Origin of the sequence: Myroides sp. C1519, assembly GCF_038039755.1 — a bacterium.
GTDB lineage: Bacteria > Bacteroidota > Bacteroidia > Flavobacteriales > Flavobacteriaceae > Flavobacterium > Flavobacterium phaeum_A.
Map to the genome: position 1 here is coordinate 25,492 of NZ_JBBPHM010000005.1, position 24,494 is coordinate 49,985.

At 33.8% G+C, this 24,494-nt stretch carries 21 protein-coding genes and 1 riboswitch; of the genes, 9 read left to right on the forward strand and 12 right to left on the reverse strand.

Annotated elements, in window-relative coordinates:
* Window positions 1-69 precede the first annotated feature (69 nt).
* A complete protein-coding gene (locus tag AABL81_RS04420; protein WP_158210364.1) occupies window positions 70-651 on the forward strand; it encodes a hypothetical protein in 582 nt (193 codons plus the stop codon).
* Window positions 652-758: 107 nt separating this feature from the next.
* Here AABL81_RS04420 and AABL81_RS04425 read toward each other — a convergent pair whose 3' ends face one another.
* Window positions 759-1,661: a PPK2 family polyphosphate kinase gene (locus AABL81_RS04425; protein WP_158210363.1), complete on the reverse strand. Its 903-nt coding sequence runs from the start codon at window positions 1,659-1,661 to the stop codon at window positions 759-761.
* Between the two features lie 72 nt (window positions 1,662-1,733).
* On the opposite strand from AABL81_RS04425, the gene AABL81_RS04430 reads away from it, so the two are divergent.
* On the forward strand, window positions 1,734-2,573 hold the full coding sequence (locus AABL81_RS04430) for a DUF6929 family protein (RefSeq protein ID WP_341340437.1): 840 nt from the start codon (window positions 1,734-1,736) through the stop codon (window positions 2,571-2,573).
* Window positions 2,574-2,739: 166 nt separating this feature from the next.
* On the opposite strand, the gene AABL81_RS04435 is transcribed toward AABL81_RS04430, so the two are convergent.
* The 6 genes from AABL81_RS04435 to nhaA all read right to left on the reverse strand — a co-directional run bounded on the left by AABL81_RS04435 (window position 2,740) and on the right by nhaA (window position 10,995).
* A complete protein-coding gene (locus AABL81_RS04435) occupies window positions 2,740-3,924 on the reverse strand; it encodes an ABC transporter permease (RefSeq protein ID WP_341340438.1) in 1,185 nt (394 codons plus the stop codon).
* Window positions 3,917-5,083: an ABC transporter permease gene (locus tag AABL81_RS04440; RefSeq protein ID WP_262885438.1), complete on the reverse strand. Its 1,167-nt coding sequence runs from the start codon at window positions 5,081-5,083 to the stop codon at window positions 3,917-3,919. Before AABL81_RS04440 ends, AABL81_RS04435 begins: the two co-directional genes overlap by 8 nt.
* A gap of 13 nt (window positions 5,084-5,096) precedes the next feature.
* Entirely contained in the window at window positions 5,097-6,086 is a 990-nt protein-coding gene (locus AABL81_RS04445) for an HlyD family secretion protein (protein ID WP_158210360.1), read from the reverse strand.
* A 14-nt stretch (window positions 6,087-6,100) separates the two neighbouring features.
* A complete protein-coding gene (locus tag AABL81_RS04450; protein WP_341340439.1) occupies window positions 6,101-7,495 on the reverse strand; it encodes a TolC family protein in 1,395 nt (464 codons plus the stop codon).
* A gap of 382 nt (window positions 7,496-7,877) precedes the next feature.
* The gene (locus AABL81_RS04455; protein WP_341340440.1) at window positions 7,878-9,509 is read right to left on the reverse strand and encodes an ABC-F family ATP-binding cassette domain-containing protein; all 1,632 of its coding nucleotides are present in this window, start codon (window positions 9,507-9,509) and stop codon (window positions 7,878-7,880) included.
* Window positions 9,510-9,648: 139 nt separating this feature from the next.
* Complete coding sequence (gene nhaA, locus AABL81_RS04460; protein WP_158210357.1) at window positions 9,649-10,995, reverse strand: Na+/H+ antiporter NhaA; 1,347 nt, start codon at window positions 10,993-10,995, stop codon at window positions 9,649-9,651.
* 810 nt (window positions 10,996-11,805) lie between these two features.
* Here nhaA and lipA point away from each other — a divergent pair.
* Both lipA and gap read left to right on the forward strand, forming a co-directional pair.
* The gene (lipA, locus tag AABL81_RS04465) at window positions 11,806-12,678 is read left to right on the forward strand and encodes a lipoyl synthase (RefSeq protein ID WP_090408688.1); all 873 of its coding nucleotides are present in this window, start codon (window positions 11,806-11,808) and stop codon (window positions 12,676-12,678) included.
* Window positions 12,679-12,724: 46 nt separating this feature from the next.
* Window positions 12,725-13,732 (forward strand): type I glyceraldehyde-3-phosphate dehydrogenase, encoded by a 1,008-nt coding sequence (gene gap, locus AABL81_RS04470; RefSeq protein WP_341340441.1) that lies wholly within the window; start codon window positions 12,725-12,727, stop codon window positions 13,730-13,732.
* 61 nt (window positions 13,733-13,793) lie between these two features.
* Here the strand turns inward: gap and yajC are convergent, their stop codons facing one another.
* The 3 genes from yajC to nusB are packed head-to-tail and all read right to left on the reverse strand — an operon-like array spanning window position 13,794 to window position 15,510.
* A complete protein-coding gene (gene yajC / locus AABL81_RS04475; protein WP_090408694.1) occupies window positions 13,794-14,069 on the reverse strand; it encodes a preprotein translocase subunit YajC in 276 nt (91 codons plus the stop codon).
* A gap of 26 nt (window positions 14,070-14,095) precedes the next feature.
* Complete coding sequence (locus AABL81_RS04480) at window positions 14,096-14,545, reverse strand: DUF1573 domain-containing protein (protein WP_158210355.1); 450 nt, start codon at window positions 14,543-14,545, stop codon at window positions 14,096-14,098.
* Window positions 14,546-14,568: 23 nt separating this feature from the next.
* Entirely contained in the window at window positions 14,569-15,510 is a 942-nt protein-coding gene (nusB, locus tag AABL81_RS04485; protein ID WP_341340442.1) for a transcription antitermination factor NusB, read from the reverse strand.
* Window positions 15,511-16,011: 501 nt separating this feature from the next.
* On the opposite strand from nusB, the gene AABL81_RS04490 reads away from it, so the two are divergent.
* The 5 genes from AABL81_RS04490 to AABL81_RS04510 all read left to right on the forward strand — a co-directional run bounded on the left by AABL81_RS04490 (window position 16,012) and on the right by AABL81_RS04510 (window position 22,498).
* On the forward strand, window positions 16,012-17,763 hold the full coding sequence (locus AABL81_RS04490; RefSeq protein ID WP_341340443.1) for an ABC transporter ATP-binding protein: 1,752 nt from the start codon (window positions 16,012-16,014) through the stop codon (window positions 17,761-17,763).
* Between the two features lie 76 nt (window positions 17,764-17,839).
* The gene (locus AABL81_RS04495) at window positions 17,840-18,199 is read left to right on the forward strand and encodes a PUR family DNA/RNA-binding protein (protein ID WP_090408702.1); all 360 of its coding nucleotides are present in this window, start codon (window positions 17,840-17,842) and stop codon (window positions 18,197-18,199) included.
* Window positions 18,200-18,267: 68 nt separating this feature from the next.
* Window positions 18,268-18,336, forward strand: a riboswitch (Fluoride riboswitch).
* A 35-nt stretch (window positions 18,337-18,371) separates the two neighbouring features.
* Complete coding sequence (locus tag AABL81_RS04500) at window positions 18,372-19,598, forward strand: chloride channel protein (protein ID WP_341340444.1); 1,227 nt, start codon at window positions 18,372-18,374, stop codon at window positions 19,596-19,598.
* A gap of 332 nt (window positions 19,599-19,930) precedes the next feature.
* Window positions 19,931-21,499 carry an FMN-binding glutamate synthase family protein gene (locus tag AABL81_RS04505; RefSeq protein WP_341340445.1) on the forward strand — a complete coding sequence of 523 codons (1,569 nt, stop codon included), beginning with the start codon at window positions 19,931-19,933 and terminating at the stop codon, window positions 21,497-21,499.
* Between the two features lie 87 nt (window positions 21,500-21,586).
* Window positions 21,587-22,498 (forward strand): DMT family transporter, encoded by a 912-nt coding sequence (locus AABL81_RS04510; protein WP_341340446.1) that lies wholly within the window; start codon window positions 21,587-21,589, stop codon window positions 22,496-22,498.
* A 48-nt stretch (window positions 22,499-22,546) separates the two neighbouring features.
* Here the strand turns inward: AABL81_RS04510 and AABL81_RS04515 are convergent, their stop codons facing one another.
* Window positions 22,547-23,485, reverse strand: a complete 939-nt coding sequence (locus AABL81_RS04515; protein ID WP_158210349.1) for a pyridoxal-phosphate dependent enzyme — start codon at window positions 23,483-23,485, stop codon at window positions 22,547-22,549.
* 65 nt (window positions 23,486-23,550) lie between these two features.
* Complete coding sequence (locus AABL81_RS04520; protein ID WP_158210348.1) at window positions 23,551-24,483, reverse strand: peptidylprolyl isomerase; 933 nt, start codon at window positions 24,481-24,483, stop codon at window positions 23,551-23,553.
* Window positions 24,484-24,494: the final 11 nt, after the last annotated feature.

The window sequence follows — 24,494 nt, forward strand, 5'->3', positions numbered from 1 at the left end:
AAAATGTTTAGCCAACGGCAGGTTTTTTGTTTATATCATCCACTATAAAACTAATAAAACTCAAAACCTATGTTCGCATTAAGTAAAAAATTCGCTTTTACTTTACTAACAGGAGCCTTACTTATAGCTTCACCGGCTATGGCTCAACAAAAAACTAAAGCTTATTACCCTAAAGGATTCCGCGTTGGTTTCGGAATTAATGGTGGAGTACCGACAGATTCGAAATACGATGCTGCTTTAGGTGTTGATGCAAGATTACAATATGATGTAAGCAAAAAAACATCATTTACACTTACCTCTGGATACACTCATTTATTTGATGGAGATAACGGAGATTTAGGTTTAGTACCTGTAAAAGCAGGTTTCAAACAATTCTTAAGCAAAAATATTTATGCTATGGGAGAGTTAGGAGCAGCTATTGGTACACATAAAGAAATGGGGAACTCATTCTTATGGTCTCCTTCAATTGGTTTTGCAAACAAATTCATTGATGTTAGTTTACGTTATGAAAACTACAATGACTACAACACAGACCAAATTGGCGTACGTGTTGCTTATGGTTTTAGCTTAAAGAACTACAAAAAACACAACGAAAAAGCTAAAAACAAGCACAACAATAAGTACAAAAAGAAACACAAGAAAAATAAATAAGCCAGCCAAAAAACACAACAGAAAACAAGCCACAATTAAAAACGCCTACAGCATATTGCTCGTAGGCGTTTTTTACTTTTTATACTTTATGCTTTAGAAACTGTGGATCATTCTTCTTCATTCCCTTTTGTTTGCACATCACCCTCTAACAACATTTTCTTATACCTTTCTAAATCAACTTTTATATCTTCAGCAACCTCTGGTATCTTCACATCTGTAAACTCACTAAATATTTCATCTAATATCTTTGCAAAAATATACCTACAAACTGCTTTATCATCTGCTGGGATCACGTACCACGGACATTCTTCTGTTGATGTTGCATTGATTGCTTCTTCATAATATTGTTGATATAAGTCCCAATATTCCCTCTCCTTCACATCTTCAGGCGCAAACTTCCAATTGTGCTTACCTTGGTCTAATCGCCTTAAAATTCTCTTCTTCTGTTCATCTTTACTCAAGTGTAGGAATATCTTAATAACCACTACTCCATTGTTTTGAATATGTTTTTCAAAGTTCTTAATCTCATCTAACCTATTTTCCCAAAACTCATCTGTAATATCTTCTTCTTTTGTTATGTGTGGCAAGCGTTCATTTAAAACAATCTGCGGGTGAACTCTTGAAACAAGTACATTTTCATAATGTGTCCGATTAAATACTGTAAACTTACCTTTCTCTGGTAAGGCTACATAATGACGCCATAAATAATCGTGTTCTAACTCATAAGAAGTCGGTTTCTTAAAACTCTGAACAACAACTCCCCTTGCGTTGAAAGAGCGAAACACCTCTCTAATCAAACTGTCTTTTCCTGCTGTATCCATCCCTTGTAAGCAAATCAAAACACTGTATTTATTGTGTGCATACATCACATCTTGAAACTTACCAAGTTTTCTACTCAGTCCTTCTAACTTGCGAATAGCCTTCTTTGAAGTAATATCTATATCGGGTTTCGTTGGTAATTTTTCCAGTTCAATTGGATTGTCTATCCTATAATTTTCTCTTATCTTCATAACATACTTTTTGTAAAGTAAAATTTACTACTTTTTATTAGTTAAACGAATCATATTCAAATATTTATTTCAATGAAGCAAATTGCATTAGAACTACTTTTCCAAATATTCGGTATAAGCGCAGCTTCTGGCCTTGTCTACAACGATAATCAAATTCACTTAATTGCTGACAACTCGACTAACTTCTACCATTACAATATGGAGAAAGAACAGCTTTTCAAAACACCTTTAACAACAGGAGGTAATGGTATAGACAATATTGTGAAAAGCGAAAAACCAGACTATGAGTCAATCACAACAGATGGCATCAACTATTATATCTTTGGATCAGGTTCAAAGCCTAACAGAATAAACCTGGTTGAAGTAAACAGACTAACAAATGAGGTAATTAGTGAAAATGACTTAGATATTTTATACGACTCAATGAAGAGTTTCGCAAACTTATCTGAGGAAGATTTTAATATAGAAGGAGTTGTTTTTGATGAAGAACAATGGTACTTTTTCAATAGAGGAAATGGCCCTAAAGCAGCTAATGGAATATTTGTTGTAAAGGGAGCAAACATCTTAAACGACTTTCAAATTACTTATACTCCTATAAAATTACCTAAGATTCAGAAAGTACAAAGTAGCTTTACAGATGCTGTAAAAGTAGGTGATAAACTATACTTTTTAGCAGCAGCAGAAGATGGCCAATCTACTTATGCAGATGGAGAAATCAAAGGAACCTTAGTCGGTCGTATTGACTTAAAGAAGTTGAAAGTAGAAAAAACAAAAGTAATTTCTGAGACACATAAGTTTGAAGGTATTACACTGTTTGACCAAAACCAATCAACAACAACATTCTTATTGTGTGAAGACCCAGATAATGACGATAAAGCAACGGGAATTTACAAGTTAACCTTATTTAATTAGAAAGTATAATTAAGCTGTATTGTATTAACAACAGCTTAGTTTCTATTACAAAAGACATCCATTTTCTTGTCTATTGACACAAAGCCTATAAGACAAGACAACAATAAAAAAGGGAAAGTATACTTAATATACTTTCCCTTTCGTTTCAAAATTATATTGAATCAGTTTATTTCACTTGTTTACAAAATCTTCTATTGGTCCATACAGCCAGTACAAAATAAAATATACAAACTGCCCACATCTCAATAAACAGACTTTTCATTTCAGCTAAAGAAGCACCAAATTGACTCAATGCTACAAAGCCTTGTGCTCCTGCTGTACTCGGTACAAAAACAGCTACAATCTTTGCCCAAGTAGGGAAAGCAACTGTAGGCCAAGATACCCCAGATAACAATAACGTTGGAATTGAAAAAATTGTTACTGTCATAATTGCATCTTCTCTCTTTCTGAACAAGTTTACAAGAGCCATTCCCATAAAAGTAACCGCTAAAATAAATGGCGTTAAGAACACCATAATTTCAAATAAGTTACCTCTTTGTGGAAACGTAAAAATATGCATAACCACACAAATTTCAATTAACAATAACGTCATTGAAATTATTAAATAAGTCAATGCTCTTCCCAAAGTTAAAAACACACTTCCAAAACGTCTATTTGCAAATGCAAATGTTTCAGGAAACTTATTAAGCTCACGCATTGTACCACCTAAAATTCCCATTCCCGACAATTGCAATGTTTGCAATGCGATAATAAATACCACGGGAATTAAGAACGTAGCATATCCTACGTTGATGTTATACAAAGGAGCTGCTGTAATATTAAATGGTCGTCTTGTAGCAACAGCTTGCTCCATTGGAATACCACTTGACAGCATTTTATTCACCTCTACCTGTCCGTTAAAAGTACCTAAGGCCTTCATAACAGCACCTATTGTTTGCTTGTAATACAACATATAAGAAGCATCACAATAAGCAGACACGTGAGGCATTAATCCTTTTTGTATATCTCTTCCAAAGTCAGCAGGTATTACAATAATCCCCTTAACTTCTTCTTTGTCATATAATTCTTTAGCCATATCAAGGCTTGCCGTATGATAAGCAATAGTTAATTGAGGAGTAGCCTCAATCATTCTGCTCACTTGCTGGCTTAGCTTTGAGTGGTCATTATCAACCACAGCAACAGGTAAGTCGTTAAATGTCTCGTGAGAATACACATACGAATAAAAGAAACCAACTAATAAAACTGAAATAATATAAGACATCACAATAGCTGAGTCTGCAAAAATCAGTTTAAACTCTCTTTTACACGCTTCAATAATTAAAGCAAAACTTTCTATAATTCCCTTAAACATTGTAGCCTCCTCTCTTTAATTTATCATAGTAAAATGGTATTCCTATAATTCCTACACATACAAAAACAGCAAGTGTAATTACATACGTTTGTTGTACACTATTATATGCAAATCCTCTTACCACATAATCCACAATAAAACGCATATAAGCGTGGAATGGAAAAATATAGTTAAAGCCTCTAATGAAAGCACTCATCCCTTCTGGTGGAAATGTATATCCTGCAAAAGAGAAAGCTAATGCAGCATAAGACCCTCCAATTGTAAGAGCTGTTCTCATACTAAACATCACTGAAGCTAAGAAGAAAGCCATACTCTGACATACCACAATAAAAGACAAGAAAAACAGATTAACGACAAAGAAACTGCCGTGAAACGGAATTCCTATCTTGTAGTACAATAAGGCATTCATAAAGAAACCTATGATAGAAAACACAATTGTGTAAGGCAATATCTTACCTAAAATAATAGTAAATATATTTCCATTACCTTGTACTAATAGCTCACGCCCTTTTCTATATCTCAATACAGAACCAAATACATAGATAGAAACCACCATAATTACAATCTGAAATGCCATTGGCATAAACGCAATTGTAAGGTAATATTCATAACTTGTATATGGGTTATACAAAACGTGAGAATCTGTACCTACAGGAGAAACCATAGTTACCGCCTGCTCCATCATTGCCCCACCTTGTTGTAAGGTCTGAATACGCGCACCTGCGGCAAAAGCACCTGCAGTCAACTGAAAATCACGAAGTATTAAACCTGCTGGCAATAAATACTGCCCATTATAATAACACGTAATGTTTGTATAAACACTTTTCTGTACGTTCTTTTGAAAGTTTTTAGGAATAACAACCATTGCAAATGATTCCCCTCTACGAACAGTTCCTTGTCCTTCAATTTCATCAGCAACCTCATATGCAATTTTCATTGTTGATGTTGATTCCAATGTACGTGCAAATTGACGAGATAACTTACTCTTATCTAAATCTAACAAAGTAATCGGTAGATCCCTTGAAACTCCTTTGCCTAATAATGAGGCATAATAGATAAACAGTATCAAAGGGACTCCCAACATCAATACTAATAGCCTCGGACTTGTAAAAATCCTTGTGCATTCTCCCTTAAATATGGACCAAAAACCCTTTTTCACTTTATCTATTTATTTATTTCAAACTACTTTCTAATACTAATGCACTCATCCCTGGTCTTAGACCTTCCACTTTAGTTGTTGGGTATGCTTTAATTAGAAATGTTTTCATATCAAAATCACCTTTTGCTTTTGTAGCACTCCAAGTAGCATAATCACCCTGTGCAGCGATATATTTTACTTCAAGTTCAATATTATCTTGTCCTAAAGCAGGAATACTAACAGTAAACTTAGTATTCATTTTAAACTTAGGCATCAAGTCTTCTCTAATGTTGAAATAAATCCAAACATCACTTAAATCTACTAAGTTAACTACAGGATAACCAGAGTTTACAATTTCTCCTTTATTAGGCATAATTGTTAATACCTCAGCATTTTGAGGAGCCTTAACTTGTCCCTCACCTTGTAATATTTTCACTTCTTCTACAGCAGCCATTGCTTGGTGCACTTTAGCCATTGCAGCAGTCTTATCTTCAACACGCGCACCTTTCAATGCCATTTGATATTGAGAATGAGCTGCCTTTTGAACTTCTTGTGCTGCCTTATATTGTGTGTAAGCCTCATCTCTTTTTTGAGCAGGCAATACTTTCTCATTAAACAAGTTTTCAATACGCGCATACGTTTTTTCAGCTAATTCAGCTCCAACCTTTGCTTGTTGCCACATATTAAAAGCAGCTTGAATTTCTTCTTCTCTTGCTCCTTTATTAGCTTTATCATCTAAGGCTTGTGCCGCTTTCTGAACAGACTCTGCTTGTGTTAATTTAGCATCAATCTCCGGAGTACTGATTTGCAATAAAACTTGTCCTGCTTTTACTTGCTCCCCTTCTTTTACATAAATATCACTAATACGACCTGGTATCTTTGACGCTACATTAATTTGCGTTGCTTCAACCTGACCTTGAATATAAGACTCTGTTGGAGCACTCATATACCACAATGACACTGTTAAGATAACTACGATTACAAATAGCCCTACAATTGCACTTACTATCTTATTTCTTTTCATCTCTAAATCTTATATTACTTTGTATACTGTAAAAATTCATTACTCAATCCTGTGAATTCAAATAAAGAAGCCAAAGCTACTGCATAATTAAAATGCGCTTGTAACTTCATTAACTTCACACCTGATAATTTCATCTCTGCATCTACCACGTCTGTTGATGTAGCAAACCCTTCAGAGAACGCTTTATTTCGAACACGTAAAAACTCTGTTGCCAGTGTTTCTTGAACTTTTAAATTATCAATTTGTTCTTCTTGCTTTTGAATATCTTGATATAGTTTAGCCACTAACATCTTGATATCACTTTGTGCTTTTATTTCAAACAGCTCAACGCTCTCTTTTGTAGCCTTAGCTGCTCTAATCTCGTTTTTATTTTTAAATCCTTCAAACAATGTATAAGTAACCCCTACACCAATAGTCCAAGGTTTATTGTCATTATTTAAGATATCTAAGCCATTCATTGGGTTATTATGAGCTAAGATCGTTTGTCCAAAAGCCAATACCGTTGGATAATTTGCAGATTGCTTAACCTTAACGCCTTGCTCTGCTAATTCTTTTTGCAAAGCTACTTTTTGTAACTCAGGATAATTCGCAACAGCAGACTCTTGATAGAACGCTAACCCTTCTAAAGAAGGCACGATAAAAAAGTCGCTTTCCAATTCGTTGTTTACAGCTTCTACTTCTAACGTATTTGCTAAAGCTACTCTTGCTAAATTTGCGTCTTTTGTTGCCGCATCCAATTGTCGTTTAGCTTCAGATACCGCTACATCTGCAGAAAGTTTTTCGACTGGAGCAATGATTCCATTCTCCTCCAATTTAGTAGCATCGTGTAAGTGGTTTTCCATTCCTTTTAAAACTTCCTTACGCACAACTACTGCCTCTTCTGCCAACTTAACAGTAAAATATCTCTGAGCAAGCTCTGATATCAATTTATTCTTTGCACTTGCTAACTCTTTCTCACCTATTTCTTTTTCAATAGCGCCTGCCTTTATTGCTGCGTTGATTTTACCTCCCGTAAACAAAGGCATTGTTGCCATGAATCCTCCCATAGCCATACCGCGTTTATTAAAAGTAACCTCCCAATCTCCAAGTACGCCCGGATTTGGAAGATGTACAAAATCACCTACGCCATTTCTTAATCCATTTAAATCAACCCCTAACTGGCGGTCTTTATATATACCTAAACCAAAAGCACGTATTGTAGGATAACGAAGGCCTTTTCTTGCTTTCCATTCAAACTCGTGAACCTCCTCTTTTTTCTCAATAGCTTTTAACAAACTATTCTCCCTATTCATTATTTCATAAGCTTCTGTAAATGTCATTGACTGCCCTAAAGCAGTATTTGTTCCACATACACAAAGAAGAATCCCCCCTACTATAGAAAGACATTTATTCAATTTCAATTTCTTCATTAACTTACATTGTTATTTTAAACATACACAAATATAAAGACTATAAAACTTTGACCTTTACTGTTTTCAAAATCTGCATAAAATTAAACTATTTTATGCAAAAGTAAAGTCATAATCAAAGTATTTAATACTTCCATCAATAGATTACTCATTTTATTTAGAGCTTTACCGCAAACTTTAACTTAATACAGGTTTTGTTTGTTTTCTATTTATTATTCGCAAATTATCAATAAACAAAACATATGCCATTTATACCTTAAACAAACTTAAAAGAAAAGAGCACCCCTCATAAAATATGAAAGATGCTCTTTTCTTATATTGTGAAAGCTTCACTGCGTACTCAATAAAAGTTAAATATAACTTACAAGCTAAGCCAATACTTTTATTTTTCTATTTCGCGTAAACTTTCCATTTTTTTCAATTCTAAGAAGCCTTTAATATCTTCAAAGTGCTCTACTACTCTTTTATTTCCAAACTCGAATACTTTTTCTGCTAATCCATTTAAGAAATCACGGTCGTGAGAAACCAAAATTACTGTTCCTTCAAACTCATTTAAAGCATCCTTAATAATATCTTTTGTTTTCATATCAAGGTGGTTCGTAGGCTCATCCAGAATAAGAACATTATAAGGTTCTAACAACAACTTAACCATTGCCAAACGAGTTTTCTCTCCCCCTGACAACACCTTCACTTTTTTGTGAATATCATCTCCAGAGAACATAAATGCCCCTAAAATATTCTTGATTTGTGTTCTGATATCTCCTTCTGCAATACGATCTACCGTTTCGAATATAGTCAAACTTTCATCTAACAATGACGCTTGATTTTGTGCAAAGTATCCTACTTGAACATTGTGTCCTAACTCTAAACTTCCTTCATAGTCAATTTCTCCCATGATTGCTTTAATCATCGTAGATTTACCCTCTCCATTCTTCCCTACAAAGGCAACTTTTTGTCCTCTTTCAACAACAACATTAGCATTTTTAAACACTACGTGGTTTCCGTAAGACTTACATAATTCATTTACAACAACAGGGTACTGACCTGAGCGAGCTGCTGGTGGAAACTTCAAACGCAAAGCAGAATTATCTACTTCATCAACCTGAATAATTTCTAACTTCTCTAACATCTTAACACGCGATTGCACTTGTAAAGTTTTAGAATAAGTCCCTTTAAAACGCTCGATAAACTCAGTGTTTTCAGCAATCATTTTTTGTTGCTCTTCATATGCTTTCAATTGGTGTGCTCTACGATCTTGACGCAATACCAAATAATCTGAGTACTTCGCTTTGTAGTCATAGATTTTACCCATTGTTACTTCAATCGTACGGTTTGTGATATTATCTACAAAAGCACGGTCATGGGAAATTACCATAACAGCCTTAGCTGAATTAATCAAAAACGACTCTAACCATTGGATACTCTCGATATCCATATGGTTCGTAGGCTCATCAAGTAAGATTAAATCTGGTTTCAACAAAAGAATCTTAGCTAACTCAATACGCATTCTCCATCCTCCACTGAATTCAGAAGTTGGTCTATCCATATCTTCGCGACTAAAACCAAGTCCTTTTAAAATTTTCTCTACTTCTGCATCATAATTAACTTCTTCAACAGAATAAAATTTCTCACTTAATTCAGATACACGCTCAATTAACTTCATATAACTATCACTCTCATAGTCTGTACGTACAGTTAATTCTTCATTAAGTTTATCTATTTCATCTTTCATTGAAAAAACATCAGAAAAAGCTTTAGACGCTTCCTCTCTAACGGTACAGTCATCTTGCGTTAATAAATGCTGCGGCAAGTAAGCAATCACTGCATCTTTAGGTGCTGAAATAGCTCCAGAAGAAGGTTTGTTTTTTCCTGCTACAATTTTTAATAAAGTAGATTTACCTGCTCCATTTTTTCCCATAAGAGCAATCTTATCATTCTCATTGATTGAAAAGTTAACCCCACTAAATAAAGTAGTACCCCCAAACTGAACTGAAATATCATTAACTGTTATCATGTAATCTTGTGTATCTGATTTTTAATTAAGTTGCAAATATAGTATTTGTTAGATATCCTATACTATATTACACACAATAAAAAATGCCCAATAAACGATGTTGTTTATTGGGCATTTTTATATTTTATTACTGAGTTTACTACTCTTGTTTTTTCTTTCCTAATACACTTAAAAGTACATATCCGATAATTCCTCCTAAACCAGAAGCAATTAAAATACCTAATTTAGCTTGATCTGGAAACTCTGGATGTAAGTTAATATCGAATGCTAATTCTGTAACGAATAAGGACATTGTAAATCCAATAGACGCTAAGAATCCAAGTCCTATTAAATTTCCGTATGTCATTCCTTTTGGCATTGTTACAACCTTTAACTTGATCAATAATCCTGTTAAACCAGCTACACCAACTACCTTACCTACAAGTAAACCAAATGCTACACCTAAAGTAACAGCACTTAATCCGCTACCTCCTCCTAAAGAAATTGGAATAGCCGCATTCGCTAAAGCAAACACTGGCATTACAAAGAAGCTTACAAAATTATGCATACTGTGCTCCAAACGAATAGCAGGTGGTAAAGCATCAGTAGATACCTTCTGCATCCCTTCAACACATTCCATTTGTTCACCTGTTAAGTTAGGAATTTTATCATCTGGGTCAATCTTGCGGAAACGCTCACGTAACTTATCTATTTTATTTACAAAATAAGCTTCGTGTACTTTTGCTGTAGATGGAATAGCAAATGCAGCTAAAACAGCAGCAATTGTTGCGTGTACTCCTGATAACAAGAATGACAACCATACTCCTCCAATACCGATAATTGCATAATAAACAGTATTTCTAACTCCTAATAAATTACTGATGATTAACAATCCGAAGAATCCTAACCCCATTCCAAGGTTCATTAAAGACAAATCGTTTGTATAGAAAATAGCAATAACCAATACAGCACCCAAATCGTCTGCAATAGCTAAAGCTGTTAAAAACACTTTTAAAGACGTAGGAACGCGATCTCCTAATAAGAATAAAACCCCTAAAGCAAACGCGATATCCGTTGCCATTGGAATTCCCCATCCGTGAGCTGCATCTGTTCCTCCGTTAAAAAACAAATAAACTAAAGCAGGTACTGCCATTCCTCCAATTGCAGCAATAATTGGTAACATTGCTTTTTTAGGAGATGACAATTCTCCCGTAGTTAACTCTCTTTTTAATTCAAGACCTACTACAAAGAAAAATATTGACATTAATCCATCATTAACCCATTCTTTCAAAGAGTGATTTAATACGCTCTCGTTAAAAGAGAAACCGATATGGTTATTTTCCCAAAAATTCACATACTCTGCTGCCCAAGGTGAATTCGCCATAAAAATGGCAATCAAAGCCGCTAAAAACAATACAACCCCTCCAGATGTAGATTTACTCATAAATCTGCTAACTGGATTTGTAATCCATTTATCTGCAGGTGTTACTTTAATTTGATTCTCCATTTTTTAAAATATTTGTAAGCGAATATATGTTTTCTATAGATTTTGGACAAATACAACCCGCTTTTTTTTCCTTTTTTTAAAACATTTTTCTTTTGAAAATACTCAAAATATCAATAATCAAATATTCTAATTCCTAAAATTCATTAATAAAACATTCCCTATATTCTTAATCTATTAAATCTTCTTCATTCATTTCTTATATAATTTTTCTTCTGTTTTTTTTAAGCGTTAAATTCAACTATTTTAATTAGTTATCTAAACAAGCCATCAGCTAAGTCATATTACTTTTTAATATCTATACATAAGTTTAATACTACTATCATTGTAACCTTCTGTGGTACTTGTTTCGGACAAGTACCACAGAAGTACCACACACCTTCGGGAAAAAGGCTTATTTCCGAAGGTGTGTGGGAGATGTGTGGGAGATGTCTCGAACATAGTGCGTTTAAAACTACTCTTTGATAAGTTCTTTATCACAAGCAGAATCAATAATATTATACTTAACCCTTCGTTTATTTATAACACAACACATTGGTTTCAACACCTACAAACACAGCAACATCAGTTCACACAATACAACTATGTTGAATTTCACTTAATAAACATTCCAATCATCTATACTGACAAAAAACAGCATCTATAGTCACAAAACAAGTAATATCCTTCTTTTCACAGCCATTTATCGCTACCTAATAAACTGCTAACTCTCTATAATTAGTCATTTTACAATGTAAAATCGACATTTTTAATCTAATCAAAATGTACAATGACTAAGTTTAAGTATATTTGTACTTTGATAAACTGAAAAGTATGAATACAATTTTAGACTCAAATATAGAACCTAAAGCTAAACCAAAATGGTTACGCGTTAAACTTCCGACAGGAAAAAAATACACTGAACTAAGAGGATTAGTTGATAAATATAAGTTAAACACCATCTGTACATCAGGTAGTTGTCCTAATATGGGAGAATGCTGGGGAGAGGGTACTGCTACCTTTATGATTTTAGGTAATATCTGTACTCGTTCTTGTGGATTCTGTGGAGTAAAAACAGGACGACCAGAGACAGTGGATTGGGATGAACCAGAAAAAGTAGCTCGTTCTATCAAGTTAATGTCTATCAAACACGCTGTAATTACAAGTGTGGACCGCGATGACTTAAAAGATGGTGGATCTATTATTTGGGCAGAAACAGTTGAAGCTGTTAGACGTATTAGCCCAGGAACTACAATGGAAACCTTAATTCCAGACTTCCAAGGTATCGAACGCAATATAGACCGTATCATTGAAGTTGCTCCAGAAATCGTTTCTCACAATATGGAAACTGTACGCAGATTGACAAGAGAAGTTCGTATTCAAGCAAAATATGACCGTAGTTTAGAAGTGTTGAAATACTTAAAAGACAACGGTGTCAATAGAACTAAATCAGGAATTATGTTAGGGTTAGGAGAAACAGAAGAAGAAGTTATCCAAACTATGCATGATTTAAGAGCTGTAAACTTAGATGTACTGACTATTGGTCAATACTTACAACCAAGTAAAAAGCACTTACCTGTGAAAGAGTTTATCACTCCTGAACAATTCGAAAAATATGAAAAAATCGGATTAGAATTAGGATTTAGACACGTTGAAAGTGGCGCTTTAGTGCGTTCTTCTTACAGAGCACAAAAACATCTTTTATAATAAAATACAAGGTCGCTTACACAGCGACCTTCTTGTTTTTATATTTATGAAAAAAATAAATATTGCTATTAATGGTTTTGGCCGTATCGGTCGTAACTTGTTCAAACTTCTTTTAGAAAATCCATCGATTGATGTTGTGGCTATAAATGACTTAGCCGACACCAAAACAATGGCTCACTTACTTAAATACGATAGTATTCACGGAATACTAAAACGCGATGTAAGTTGTGATGAACACCATATTATTATAGACAACAAGAAAATACCTTTTTTCAACGAAAAGGAAATAACAGGTTTAGACTGGAAAGCTTTAGATGTAGACTATGTTGTTGAAGCTACTGGAAAACGTAAGACATACGACTTACTTAAACAACATATAGACCAAGGGGCTAAAAGAGTTATTCTTTCTGTTCCTCCTGAAGATAATGTTATCAAAACAATCGTACTTGGTGTAAATCAAGATATTCTAACGGGAGAAGAGTTAATTATATCTAACGCGAGCTGTACAACAAATAACGCTGCACCAATGGTTAAGGTGATTAAAGAACTTTGTGGTATGGAACAAGCGTATATAACGACTGTTCACTCTTATACAACAGACCAAAGTTTACACGATCAACCGCATAAAGATTTACGCAGAGCAAGAGGAGCTGCACAGTCAATTGTTCCTACTACAACAGGTGCCGCTAAGGCATTGACAAAGATCTTCCCTGAATATGAAGGAAAAATTGGAGGTGGTGGTATTCGTGTTCCTGTACCTGATGGATCACTGACAGATATTACTTGTTATGTTAAAAGAGAAATAAGCATCGATGAGATAAATACTGCTTTTAAACAAGCGGCAGAAACTGATTTAAAAGGAATTCTTGCTTACACAGAAGACCCGATTGTTTCTGTTGATATTTTAGGCAATACTAATTCTTGTCTTTTTGATGCACAATTGACTTCTGTACTCGACAAAATGGTTAAGATTGTTGGATGGTATGACAATGAAATTGGATACTCCTCTCGATTAATTGACCTAATCACTTACTTTGATAAGATTAAAAAATAATGAACATAAAAAAAGCTCCTCAATTAAATTGAGGAGCTTTTTAATATAAAGACTAATTAAATTAGTTTGATGCATTTAATTTTTGGCTCATCTCCATAGAAATTGAAGAACGCTCCATTTTAATTTTACCAGCCATTGTTTCTAAAACAATCGTACCTTCTGATAACTCAGCAATTTTACCGTGAATACCTGACTTAGTTATTACACGCTCTCCTACTTTAATACTTGCTTCGTATTCTTTCTCTTTTTTCGCTCTTTTTTGTTGTGGGCGAATCATTAAGAAATAAATTACCGCAAACATTAAGATAATAGGTAAAAACTGTTGTAATTGTTCCATTGAATTTTAATTTTTAAGTTAGTTCATTATTCGTTACGAGCAGCAACATTAGCTTTAATAGATAAGACTTCTTCTCCTTTTTCAGAATTAGTAACTAACGTTACAGTCTTACTCTGTTGTCCTTGAGCTCCTGTTTGAAATCTTACTTTCAACTTAGAAGTTTCACCTGGTTTAATAGGTGTTTTTTGATACTCAGGAACTGTACATCCACAAGAAGCACTTGCATTAATAATAATTAAATCTGCATCTCCTTCGTTCTTTAATTCAAACTCAGTTGTTACAGCTTCATTATTTTCAATATTTCCAAAATCATGTACCAATCTGTCAAAAGTTACTTTAGGATAAACTCCTTGTTCTTTATTAGATGCTACAATCTCAGCTGCTTTCTCAGGGTCTATACGACTTGATGCGTCTGTATCTTTACAAGAAACAGCTACAAATGCCAAACCTAAAGTTAATAAAATTGCTTTTTTCATAATCTCTTTAGTTTTTTTAAAAACTATATTAGACCTTTTCCGATCTTATTTAATTTATCACCTTCTTGGTATGCTTTAGAAATGTTATCTAAAACTCCGTTGATAAATATACTACTTTTTGATGTAGAATATTCTTTGGCAAGCTCTAAATATTCGTTTATTGTTACTTTTACTGGAATAGAAGGGAATTTTAAAAACTCACAAATAGCCATTTTTAAAATAATTGTATCTAATTCAGCAATACGCTCTGGATCCCAGTTAGGTGTTTTATCTTCAAACTCTTTACTTAATTCTTCAAAATTAAGAATCGTTTTTCTATATAAATTGATTGCAAACTCTTTATCCTCTGAGTCTTTATAAACTTTAGGAACAAAAATTTGAAGATCATTTTCTTTTAACTGACGTAATTGCTTCTGAATCATTGTATTTACCACTGGTAAATCGTCTAAATAAGTAAGCTTACTATCTTCGATGAAAGAATAAATCTTCTCGTTTGGAGCAATGATTTCAGTAAAAAGATTAACTACAAATTGACGATCGTCATTGAATGTAACCTCTTTTTTACTCATATAAGCTTTGTAAAAATCACTTTCTTTCATTTCATCCAATATCATTTGGATATAATGATCGTGAATTTGCCAATCTGTAATTTTTTTCTCTTCTACTTTCGTAGTAATAGAAACTGAATTCTCTAACAAATTCAATACAGCGTTTTCGATAAGACGTCTATTGGGATTTCGTTCTTCTTGTGTAGCTAAATGTTTCTTTTGAGCAAGTGAAACATATTCTTCTTCTTTCTTTCTAACCTCTATTAAAGCAGTGATCATCAATAAGTACAAATCTTGTATACTTTCAATGCTGTGGATTAGAAACTTTTCTCCTGACTGAACCTGTTCAGAATTACTTTGTTGCATCGCATAAAGCGTTTGCATAACCTTTATACGGATGTGTCTTCGGTTTAACATGCTACTTAAGAACTTTTTTATTATTGGATTGTCGTTTGTATAACCGCGCAAAGGTATAAAAATATAGTTTTAATCAAATTATATTTTTTGATAAGTATGTAATTTAACTCTTTTTTAAAACCTATCTTCTCTTTTTTGTCAACAAAAAAGACTTTTTAGTGCTTATTTTACTTTTAATCAGCTGTATAAAAATAACTTAACAAACTACTTTATAACACCTTACAAGTATTCCTAATCATTATTTAAAGCTAAAAACACTTACCTAAGTTCATTTTATTTAAAGCCCAAAAAGTCTTTTAATAAACTATTCTCCCCTCTATTTTTTTTATTTCAAGCTAACTCTTCTTTATGCTAAAACAAATAAATATTGATAGTTTTTTTAATTTTCGAACAATACCTCTTCTATAATAAACCTTTATCTTTGCACACATTAGTAGTTAAACAACTACACAAGCTAAACAACAATTTATCATTACTCTTAAGTGAGTATTACTAAATATTATGAGTGCATTACGTCATCTAAATAAATACTTCTATAAATATAAAACTCGCTTTACAATTGGGGTTTTAATAACAATAGTCGCACAAATATTTACACTTTATACTCCGAAATTAGTTGGAGATTCTATCCGAGTATTAGAACAAATGAATGTTTTTGACAAGCAAGAAGTAACTAAATTGCTGTTGAACAATATTCTATGGATTTTAATCACAACGCTTATTGCTGGATTCCTAACGTTCTTAATGCGTCAGACGTTAATTGTAATGTCAAGACACGTTGAGTTTGACCTGAAAAATGAAATATTCAAACACTACGAAGTGCTATCTCAAAGTTTTTACAAGAGAAATAGAACGGGTGATTTAATGAATAGAATCAGTGAAGATGTTGGAAAGGTAAGACAATATGTGGGGCCTGCTGTGATGTATTCTATCAATACGATTATTCGTTTTGCTGTGGTATTAACGCAAATGTACTTAATCTCACCACAGCTGACTTTGTACTCTTTATTACCCCTTCCTTTATTAGGGTATTATGTCTTCAAATTAAGTCGACAAATAAATCAACGCAGTTCTATTTTTCAAGCCAATTTATCTAAACTTACAACATTTACTCAAGAGATGTTCTCTGGTGTGCGCGTAATTAAAGCATACTCTATAGAGAAAGAAAAACAAGAGGAATTTAGATCGCTAACACAAGAAAGTAAAGACAAATACTTAAACTTAGCTAAATCAAGTGCATTGATTATGCCATTGATGACTTTCCTAATCGGATTAAGTAATCTTGTTGTTATTGCTGTTGGAGCCTTACTATTCTTCAATGGTCAAATTCCTGATATAGGTATTATAGCTCAGTTTATCTTATACATCAATATGCTTACTTGGCCTGTAGCGTCTTTAGGTTGGGTATCTACGATGATTCAAGAGGCTGAGGCTTCTCAGAAAAGAATCAATGAGTTCTTAGAAGAAAAACCAGAGATTTATAACACTAATCCAAACCACACTAATGTAGAAGGTAAGATTACTTTTGAAAATGTGTCTTATACATACGAGGATACGGGTATTAAAGCACTTGATAATGTTTCGTTTACTTTGGACAAAGGACAAACCTTAGCTATTCTTGGAAAAACAGGTTCTGGAAAGTCTACTTTACTTACTCTAATTAGCAGAATGTACGATGTTAATGACGGACAAATTCTAATTGACAATACTCCTATTAAGGATTGTAATTTAGAAGATTTACGAAATAGTATTGCCGTTGTTCCTCAAGATGCATTCCTATTTTCTGACTCAATTGCTAACAATATACGCTTTGGAAAAGAAGATGCTACAGAAGAAGAAATTATTGCAGTTGCAAAAAAAGCAGCTGTACACGAAAATATCATCCAATTCAACGATGGTTATAACACAATTTTAGGAGAAAGAGGTTTAACGCTTTCTGGTGGTCAAAAGCAAAGAGTTTCGATTGCCAGAGCCTTAATTAAAGATGCCCCTATCCTTATTTTAGATGATTCCCTTTCTGCTGTAGATACAGAAACAGAAGAACGAATTTTACACAATCTGGAGAAACACAGTAAAGATATAACTACCTTAATTGTAACACATAGGGTATCCTCAGCGAAGAATGCTGACTTGATTATTGTTTTAGAAGATGGAAAAGTAATCGAACAAGGTTCACACAACGATCTTATAAATAGCAAAGGGTACTATAGTGAGCTACATCAAAAACAACTAAATGAAAAAGAAATCTTATAAATAGTTGGTTTATTAGGTTTTTTTTTAGACTTTTGAATGCTATATGAACAAATCAATTAATTGATAAGAAGGAATTATGAGAGATAACGAAATGTTAGAAAAAGAGGAAATTTTCTCAAAAGTTTTAAGAGCAGGTAGAAGAACCTATTTCTTTGATGTAAGATCTACAAAAGCAGATGACTATTACATAACAATTACTGAGAGTAAAAAGTTCACAGAAGAAGATGGATCATTTCACTTTAAAAAACACAAAATCTACTTATACAAAGAGGACTTTGGAGCATTTAGAGAGATTTTAGACGAAATGACACAATTCGTTGTTGATCACAAAGGGGAGGAAGTTATTTCAGAAAGACACCAAAAAGATTTCAAAAAAGAATATCAAAAAGGTGATGACGTAAATTCATTTACAGACATTAGTTTTGACGATATTTAATCGTTTGACAACAAAATATTTAAAAGTCCGATTTATACAATCGGACTTTTTTTATACCTTTGTATGACATTTTCATAGGCAATGATGTCTGCCTCGAACCGCTTCTAATTACGAATGCTGATGACGTCTAACATAATAAGTAATATAACACTATATAACTAAATGATAGACTATGGCATTAAATGACTACTTTAAAAAAGAAGCTCTTTCTACAAAAACACTTTTATCGTATTTTTTAAAATGGACTGTAATCAGTACAATTGCGGGTAGTTTAATCGGTTCTGCTTCTGCGCTATTTTTATTCCTTTTAGAAACAGTAACAGATCTTAGAATTGACACCCCAATCTTACTTTACTTTTTACCCTTAGGTGGATTAATTGTTGGCTTAGTGTATTACTACTGGGGTGGTGATGCTAATAGAGGAAACAACTTATTAATTGACGAATACCACTCTCCTACTCAAACGATGCCTCTAAAAATGGCGCCTTTAGTTTTAATTGGTACCTTAATTACACATCTATTTGGTGGTTCTGCTGGTAGAGAAGGAACCGCTGTACAAATGGGAGGAGCTATTGCAGACCAATTCACAAAATACTTTAAGATATCCCATCAAGATAGACAAACCATTATTCTAATCGGTGTTAGTGCAGGATTTGCCTCTGTTTTTGGAACTCCCTTAGCTGGAACATTATTCGCATTAGAACTAATGCTTGTTGGAAGAGTAAAATACCAATCCCTATACCCTGTGTTAATTGCAGCTTTAATAGCACACTTTACTTGCTTAGCGTGGGGAATTTCACATACCGTTTACCTTATAGATAGCATTCCTAATTTCTCACTTCTATTACTACTCAAACTGATATTTGCGGCATCAACTTTTGCTATAGCTGCTATTTTATTCGTTAAAACAACTGACTTGTGGTCTGCTTTATTTAAAAAGTACATTGCTTTTCCTCCTTTGAGACCTTTCGTTGGCGCAATTATTTTTATAGCATTGATACTAACAATTGGCAACAATACTTACCTTGGACTTGGAGTACCCACAATTGTAGCGTCTTTCGATGTATCACAAGAATGGAATGTTTTCTTGCTTAAAATACTTTTCACGGGGTTAACCTTAGGAGCAGGTTTTAAAGGAGGCGAAGTAACTCCCCTCTTTTTTATTGGTGCAGCATTGGGAAGTTTTTTAGCACTGTATCTAAACTTGCCTATTAGTTTTCTTGCTGCATTAGGTTTTGTATCTGTTTTTTCTGGTGCAACAAAAACACCTTTAGCATGTACTTTTATGGGAATTGAATTATTTGGCGTAGATGTTGCTATATATTTAACGCTGACATGTATTGTTGCTTTTATGCTCTCAGGAAAACATACAATCTATAAATCACAACGTTTTGCATGATTAATAAACACAAATAATAACTCAAAATAAAATAACATATCATCAAAAACAACGCACTCAAATAGCATATTATCAATTATCTACTCGTATTTTAAGATATAATTATCATATTGTTATTTTTACAATTTTTAGACATCAAAATTAAGGTTACAAAAAGTATAAAAATTCAAAATCTTTGCTACCTTTGCCCGGTATCTATGCTAAATTATTGATTGATTTGAAAGTAGAAAAAAAGCTTCTTTTAAAATTAATTGACTTTAGAAATGGAATAACTAAATACACTAAAACTATTACAAACTAAACAACAAAAAGATTACATTAAATTCTATTTTATGTTTCACAAAAAATTTTTAAATCGATTTACATTTGGGCAATTAACTGTTGCCATTGTAGTAATTTATTTACTTTATTCTGTAGTATCTGTCGTTCTTTCTTTGAACCCTACCCCATCTACTGCAAGCATTGTTAACTTAGTTATTTCAGGTATTCTTGCAACACTTGCTTTTACAGACGTTACACAAAATAAACACACAATTCGTAAAAACTACCCAATCTTTGCTCGTTTCAGATATATGTTTGAGTCTATCAGACCTGAAATGCGTCAATACTTCTGGGAAGGTGAATTAGATGGTAAACCTTTTAATAGACGTGAGCGTTCTATTGTTTACCAAAGAGCGAAAAACGAAAAACAAACAGTGTCTTTTGGTATGCAAGATGACCCTAACCGTTTAGGTTATGAATGGGCAGCACACTCTGTATATCCAAAACACATTTCTGATACAAACTTTAGAACTTTAATCGGTGGTGACCAATGTACACAACCTTATAGTGCAAGTGTTTACAACATTAGTGCAATGAGTTACGGTGCATTGAGTAAAAAAGCTATTACTGCTTTAAACGAAGGTGCTAAAATTGGAGGATTTGCTCACAATACTGGTGAGGGAGGTATTAGTCAATACCACCGTTCTGGAGGTGATTTAATCTGGCAAATTGGTACTGGTTACTTCGGATGTCGTGATGAGAAAGGTTTCTTCAATGAAGCTTTATTCGAAGAGCGTTCTAACTACCCTGAAGTTAAAATGATTGAGTTAAAACTTTCTCAAGGGGCTAAACCTGGACACGGAGGATTACTTCCTGCTGAAAAAAACACACCAGAAATTGCTGCTATTAGAAGTATTACTCCTCATACAACAGTTCACTCTCCATCTGGACATACTGCATTTTCTAACTCTACTGAATTAATTAATTTTGTAGCTAAACTTAGAAAATTATCTAATGGTAAACCAGTTGGTTTCAAAATTTGTATCGGTAAAAAAGACGAGTTCTTAGATATCGTTAATGCAATGCTTGAAACAGGTATCCACCCTGACTTTATCACTATTGATGGTGCTGAAGGAGGAACAGGAGCTGCTCCATTAGAGTTTATTGATTATATGGGTATGGCATTAAATGATGCTTTAGTGTTTGCTAACAAAACATTAATCGAAAACGGTTTAAGAGATAAAGTGAAATTATTAGCTTCTGGTCGTATCATCTCTGCATTTGATATTTCTAAAGCAATGGCTTTAGGTGCTGATGCTTGTTACAGTGCTCGTGGTATGATGTTCGCTTTAGGATGTATCCAAGCTTTACAATGTGATAGCGGATATTGTCCAGTAGGTATTGCAACACAAGATGAAACTCTTTATAAAGGTTTAGATATTACTGATAAGAGAATGCGTGTAGCTAACTTCCACAAAAATACAATGAAAGCTTTAGGTGAATTCATTAGTGCTTGTGGATATGAAGATCCTAAACAAATCGACGCTAAAACTTTCCACAAACGTATTGAACATGGAGTTAATAAAACTTTCCAAGAGATGTACTTCGGAGAATTAGACACAAGAAAAAAACAAGCTTAATTAAAAGCTTACTAAATACAGAAAAGACTGCAATTATATTGCGGTCTTTTTTTTTATCTTCGCTTTTCACTTATCAATCAAATCGTCTTGCAAATAAAACTAAAACACTGGGTTACTTTATTTATACTTTCTCTAGTATGGGGATCATCGTTTATTCTGATTAAACGAGGTATAGAATACTTTACACCCATACAAGTTGGAGCACTAAGAATTACATTAGCTGGTTTATTCTTACTTCCCATTTCAGTTAAACACATTAAGAAAATGCCTAAGAAAAACTTTCCTTGGTTATTTCTAACAGCTGTAGTAGGTAGTTTTATTCCAATGTTCTTATTCCCAATTGCAGAAGTACACTTGAATAGCTCAATTGCCGGTATTTTAAATGCTCTTATGTCTATTTTTGTAATTGTATTAGGTGTCATGTTCTTTAAATACAAAACACACCTGGGCGAAGTATTAGGAGTCTTGTTTGCTTTTATAGGTGTTGTCTTATTATTACAATCACCTGAAAATAGTGTTGCTGTACCTAATGAATGGTTCTACCACTTACTTCTTATTATAGCTGCGCTAATGTATGCGTATAGTGGTTTATTGACTCAGAAATATATGGGAGATATTCCTCCTATTGTATGGACAGCCTTCATAGAATTAGTACTTCTCGTACCTGCATTAATTGTCTTAATTAGTTCGGGGTTCTTTCAAACTATTTTAGAACATCCTGAAGCTTTAAAAGGAATTGGTTTTGTATTCTTATTAGCTTTATTCGGAAGTGCTTTAGCAAATATCTTTTACTATAAATTAATCAACGAAACCAATGCAAGCTTTGCATCATCTGTTTCTCTATTAATGCCTCTAATCGCTTTTTGTTGGGGATTATTAGATGGGGAATACTTAGGGTTACTTCAAATATTAGGAGGTATATTGATTATAGCTGGATTGTATTTTGGTAGAAAAAACATACAATTGCCTAAACGTAAAAAAGCAATTGAAAAAGCATAAAAAAAGGGAAAGATAATCATCTTTCCCTTTTTCATTTAATATCGCGAATTAATCAAATGGCAAGTTGTCTAAATCAACATTACCACCCGTTAATATAATTCCTACTTTTTTACCACTGAATTGTGGGCGTTCTTTAATTAACACTGCTAATGCCACAGCACTACTTGGTTCTACAATAATTTTCATACGTTCCCAAATAACACGCATTGCACTGATTATTTCGTTCTCACGAACTCTTACAATACTTTCTACATTGTCTTTTATAATCGGAAATGTAATATCTCCTAATTGTGTTCGTAGACCATCTGCAATCGTATTAATCGTCAAATTGCCTTCAATTTGTCCACTTACCAAAGAGCGGAAAGCATCATCTGCTTCAAGTGGTTCTCCACCGATTACAACAATTCCCTCTTTACCAAAATGTTTGGCAGCAAGCGATGTTCCAGCAATAAGTCCACCTCCACCTACTGGCGTAATAATGACATCTAAATCCGGATGATCTTCTAAAAACTCCATTGCTGCAGTTCCTTGTCCAAGAATCACATTCATATCATTTGACGGATGTATAAACGTTGCACCTGTTTCATCCATAATTTGCTTACTCACGCGCTCTCTTGACTCCATAGTTGGAGAACATTCGTGAATATCTCCTCCGTAAACCATAACAGCATTTCTCTTTACTGCCGGGGCATCGTGAGGCATAACAACATAACACTTGACATTCAAATAACGACACGCTAACGCTAATGCTTGCGCAAAGTTACCTGACGAGTGTGTGATAACACCCTTTTCTCTTTGTTCGTCACTTAATTGTAGAACAGAATTAATCGCACCACGCATTTTAAACGCACCAGCACGTTGAAAGTTTTCACATTTAAAATACAAATCACTACCCAAAAAGTTTTCTATATGCCCTGACTCCATAATAGGAGTATTGTGTATATACGGCTTAATACGCTCGTGACAAGCCATCAATTCTTGTTTCATAAATCGCTGATTTTATAAAGAAAAAACTCCCAATCCGAAGACTGGGAGTTCAAAAATATTTTATCTTATTTTACGTCCATTAATTCTACGTCGAATACTAAAGTAGCATTTGGAGGAATAACTCCACCTGCTCCGTTTTCACCGTATCCTAAGTAAGAAGGGATAATGAATCTTGCTTTATCTCCAACTTGTAACAAAGCAATTCCTTCGTCCCATCCTTCGATAACATAACCTTGTCCTAAAGGAAACTCGATTGGTTTTTTACGTTTGAATGAGTTATCAAACTCTTTACCATCAGCTAAAGTACCTTTGTAGTGTACAGAAACGATTTTACCTTTCTCTGCTTTTTTACCAGTACCTTTGATAATCATTTGGTAACGTAAACCACTTTCTGTAGTTTCAAATCCTGCTGCTAATTCTTCTACTGCTTTATCAGCTGCAATTTTAGCATCTTGTTCTCTTCTTGCTCTTGATCCTTCAAAAACTCTGAAAGCTTCAACTGCATTAAATTTTTCAGCATCTGCACCTACTCTAACGATTTCGATTGACTCGATAAGATCTCCTTGAGCTACTGCATCAACTACATCTTGTCCAGCAACTACGTGTCCGAAAACAGTGTGTTTACCATCTAACCAAGGAGTTGCAACGTGAGTAATGAAGAACTGAGAACCATTTGTTCCAGGTCCTGCATTAGCCATAGATAATACTCCTGGAGTATCGTGTCTTAATGAAGGGTGGAATTCATCGTCAAATTGGTAACCTGGTCCACCTGAACCTGTACCTTGAGGACATCCTCCTTGAATCATAAAGTCTGGAATAACTCTATGGAATTTTAACCCATCGTAGTAAGGTTTCCCTTGTGGACGAGCATTATTCTCAAGATTTCCTTCTGCTAAAGCTACGAAGTTACCTACTGTTCCTGGTGTTTTATCCTCTGTTAACTTTACTAAGATTTCTCCTTTTGACGTGTTAAACTTTGCGTAAATACCGTTTTCCATTGTTTATTATA

Coding starts and splice junctions, on each gene's coding strand:
- AABL81_RS04505 (WP_341340445.1), top strand. CDS start 19,931: ATGTTTCACAAAAAATTTTTAAATCGATTTACATTTGGGCAATTAACT.
- lipA (WP_090408688.1), top strand. CDS start 11,806: ATGAATACAATTTTAGACTCAAATATAGAACCTAAAGCTAAACCAAAA.
- yajC (WP_090408694.1), bottom strand. CDS start 14,069: ATGGAACAATTACAACAGTTTTTACCTATTATCTTAATGTTTGCGGTA.
- AABL81_RS04515 (WP_158210349.1), bottom strand. CDS start 23,485: ATGAAACAAGAATTGATGGCTTGTCACGAGCGTATTAAGCCGTATATA.
- AABL81_RS04450 (WP_341340439.1), bottom strand. CDS start 7,495: ATGAAGAAATTGAAATTGAATAAATGTCTTTCTATAGTAGGGGGGATT.
- AABL81_RS04490 (WP_341340443.1), top strand. CDS start 16,012: ATGAGTGCATTACGTCATCTAAATAAATACTTCTATAAATATAAAACT.
- AABL81_RS04435 (WP_341340438.1), bottom strand. CDS start 3,924: ATGTTTAAGGGAATTATAGAAAGTTTTGCTTTAATTATTGAAGCGTGT.
- AABL81_RS04520 (WP_158210348.1), bottom strand. CDS start 24,483: ATGGAAAACGGTATTTACGCAAAGTTTAACACGTCAAAAGGAGAAATC.
- gap (WP_341340441.1), top strand. CDS start 12,725: ATGAAAAAAATAAATATTGCTATTAATGGTTTTGGCCGTATCGGTCGT.
- nusB (WP_341340442.1), bottom strand. CDS start 15,510: ATGTTAAACCGAAGACACATCCGTATAAAGGTTATGCAAACGCTTTAT.
- nhaA (WP_158210357.1), bottom strand. CDS start 10,995: ATGGAGAATCAAATTAAAGTAACACCTGCAGATAAATGGATTACAAAT.
- AABL81_RS04420 (WP_158210364.1), top strand. CDS start 70: ATGTTCGCATTAAGTAAAAAATTCGCTTTTACTTTACTAACAGGAGCC.
- AABL81_RS04430 (WP_341340437.1), top strand. CDS start 1,734: ATGAAGCAAATTGCATTAGAACTACTTTTCCAAATATTCGGTATAAGC.
- AABL81_RS04425 (WP_158210363.1), bottom strand. CDS start 1,661: ATGAAGATAAGAGAAAATTATAGGATAGACAATCCAATTGAACTGGAA.
- AABL81_RS04500 (WP_341340444.1), top strand. CDS start 18,372: ATGGCATTAAATGACTACTTTAAAAAAGAAGCTCTTTCTACAAAAACA.
- AABL81_RS04480 (WP_158210355.1), bottom strand. CDS start 14,545: ATGAAAAAAGCAATTTTATTAACTTTAGGTTTGGCATTTGTAGCTGTT.
- AABL81_RS04445 (WP_158210360.1), bottom strand. CDS start 6,086: ATGAAAAGAAATAAGATAGTAAGTGCAATTGTAGGGCTATTTGTAATC.
- AABL81_RS04495 (WP_090408702.1), top strand. CDS start 17,840: ATGAGAGATAACGAAATGTTAGAAAAAGAGGAAATTTTCTCAAAAGTT.
- AABL81_RS04455 (WP_341340440.1), bottom strand. CDS start 9,509: ATGATAACAGTTAATGATATTTCAGTTCAGTTTGGGGGTACTACTTTA.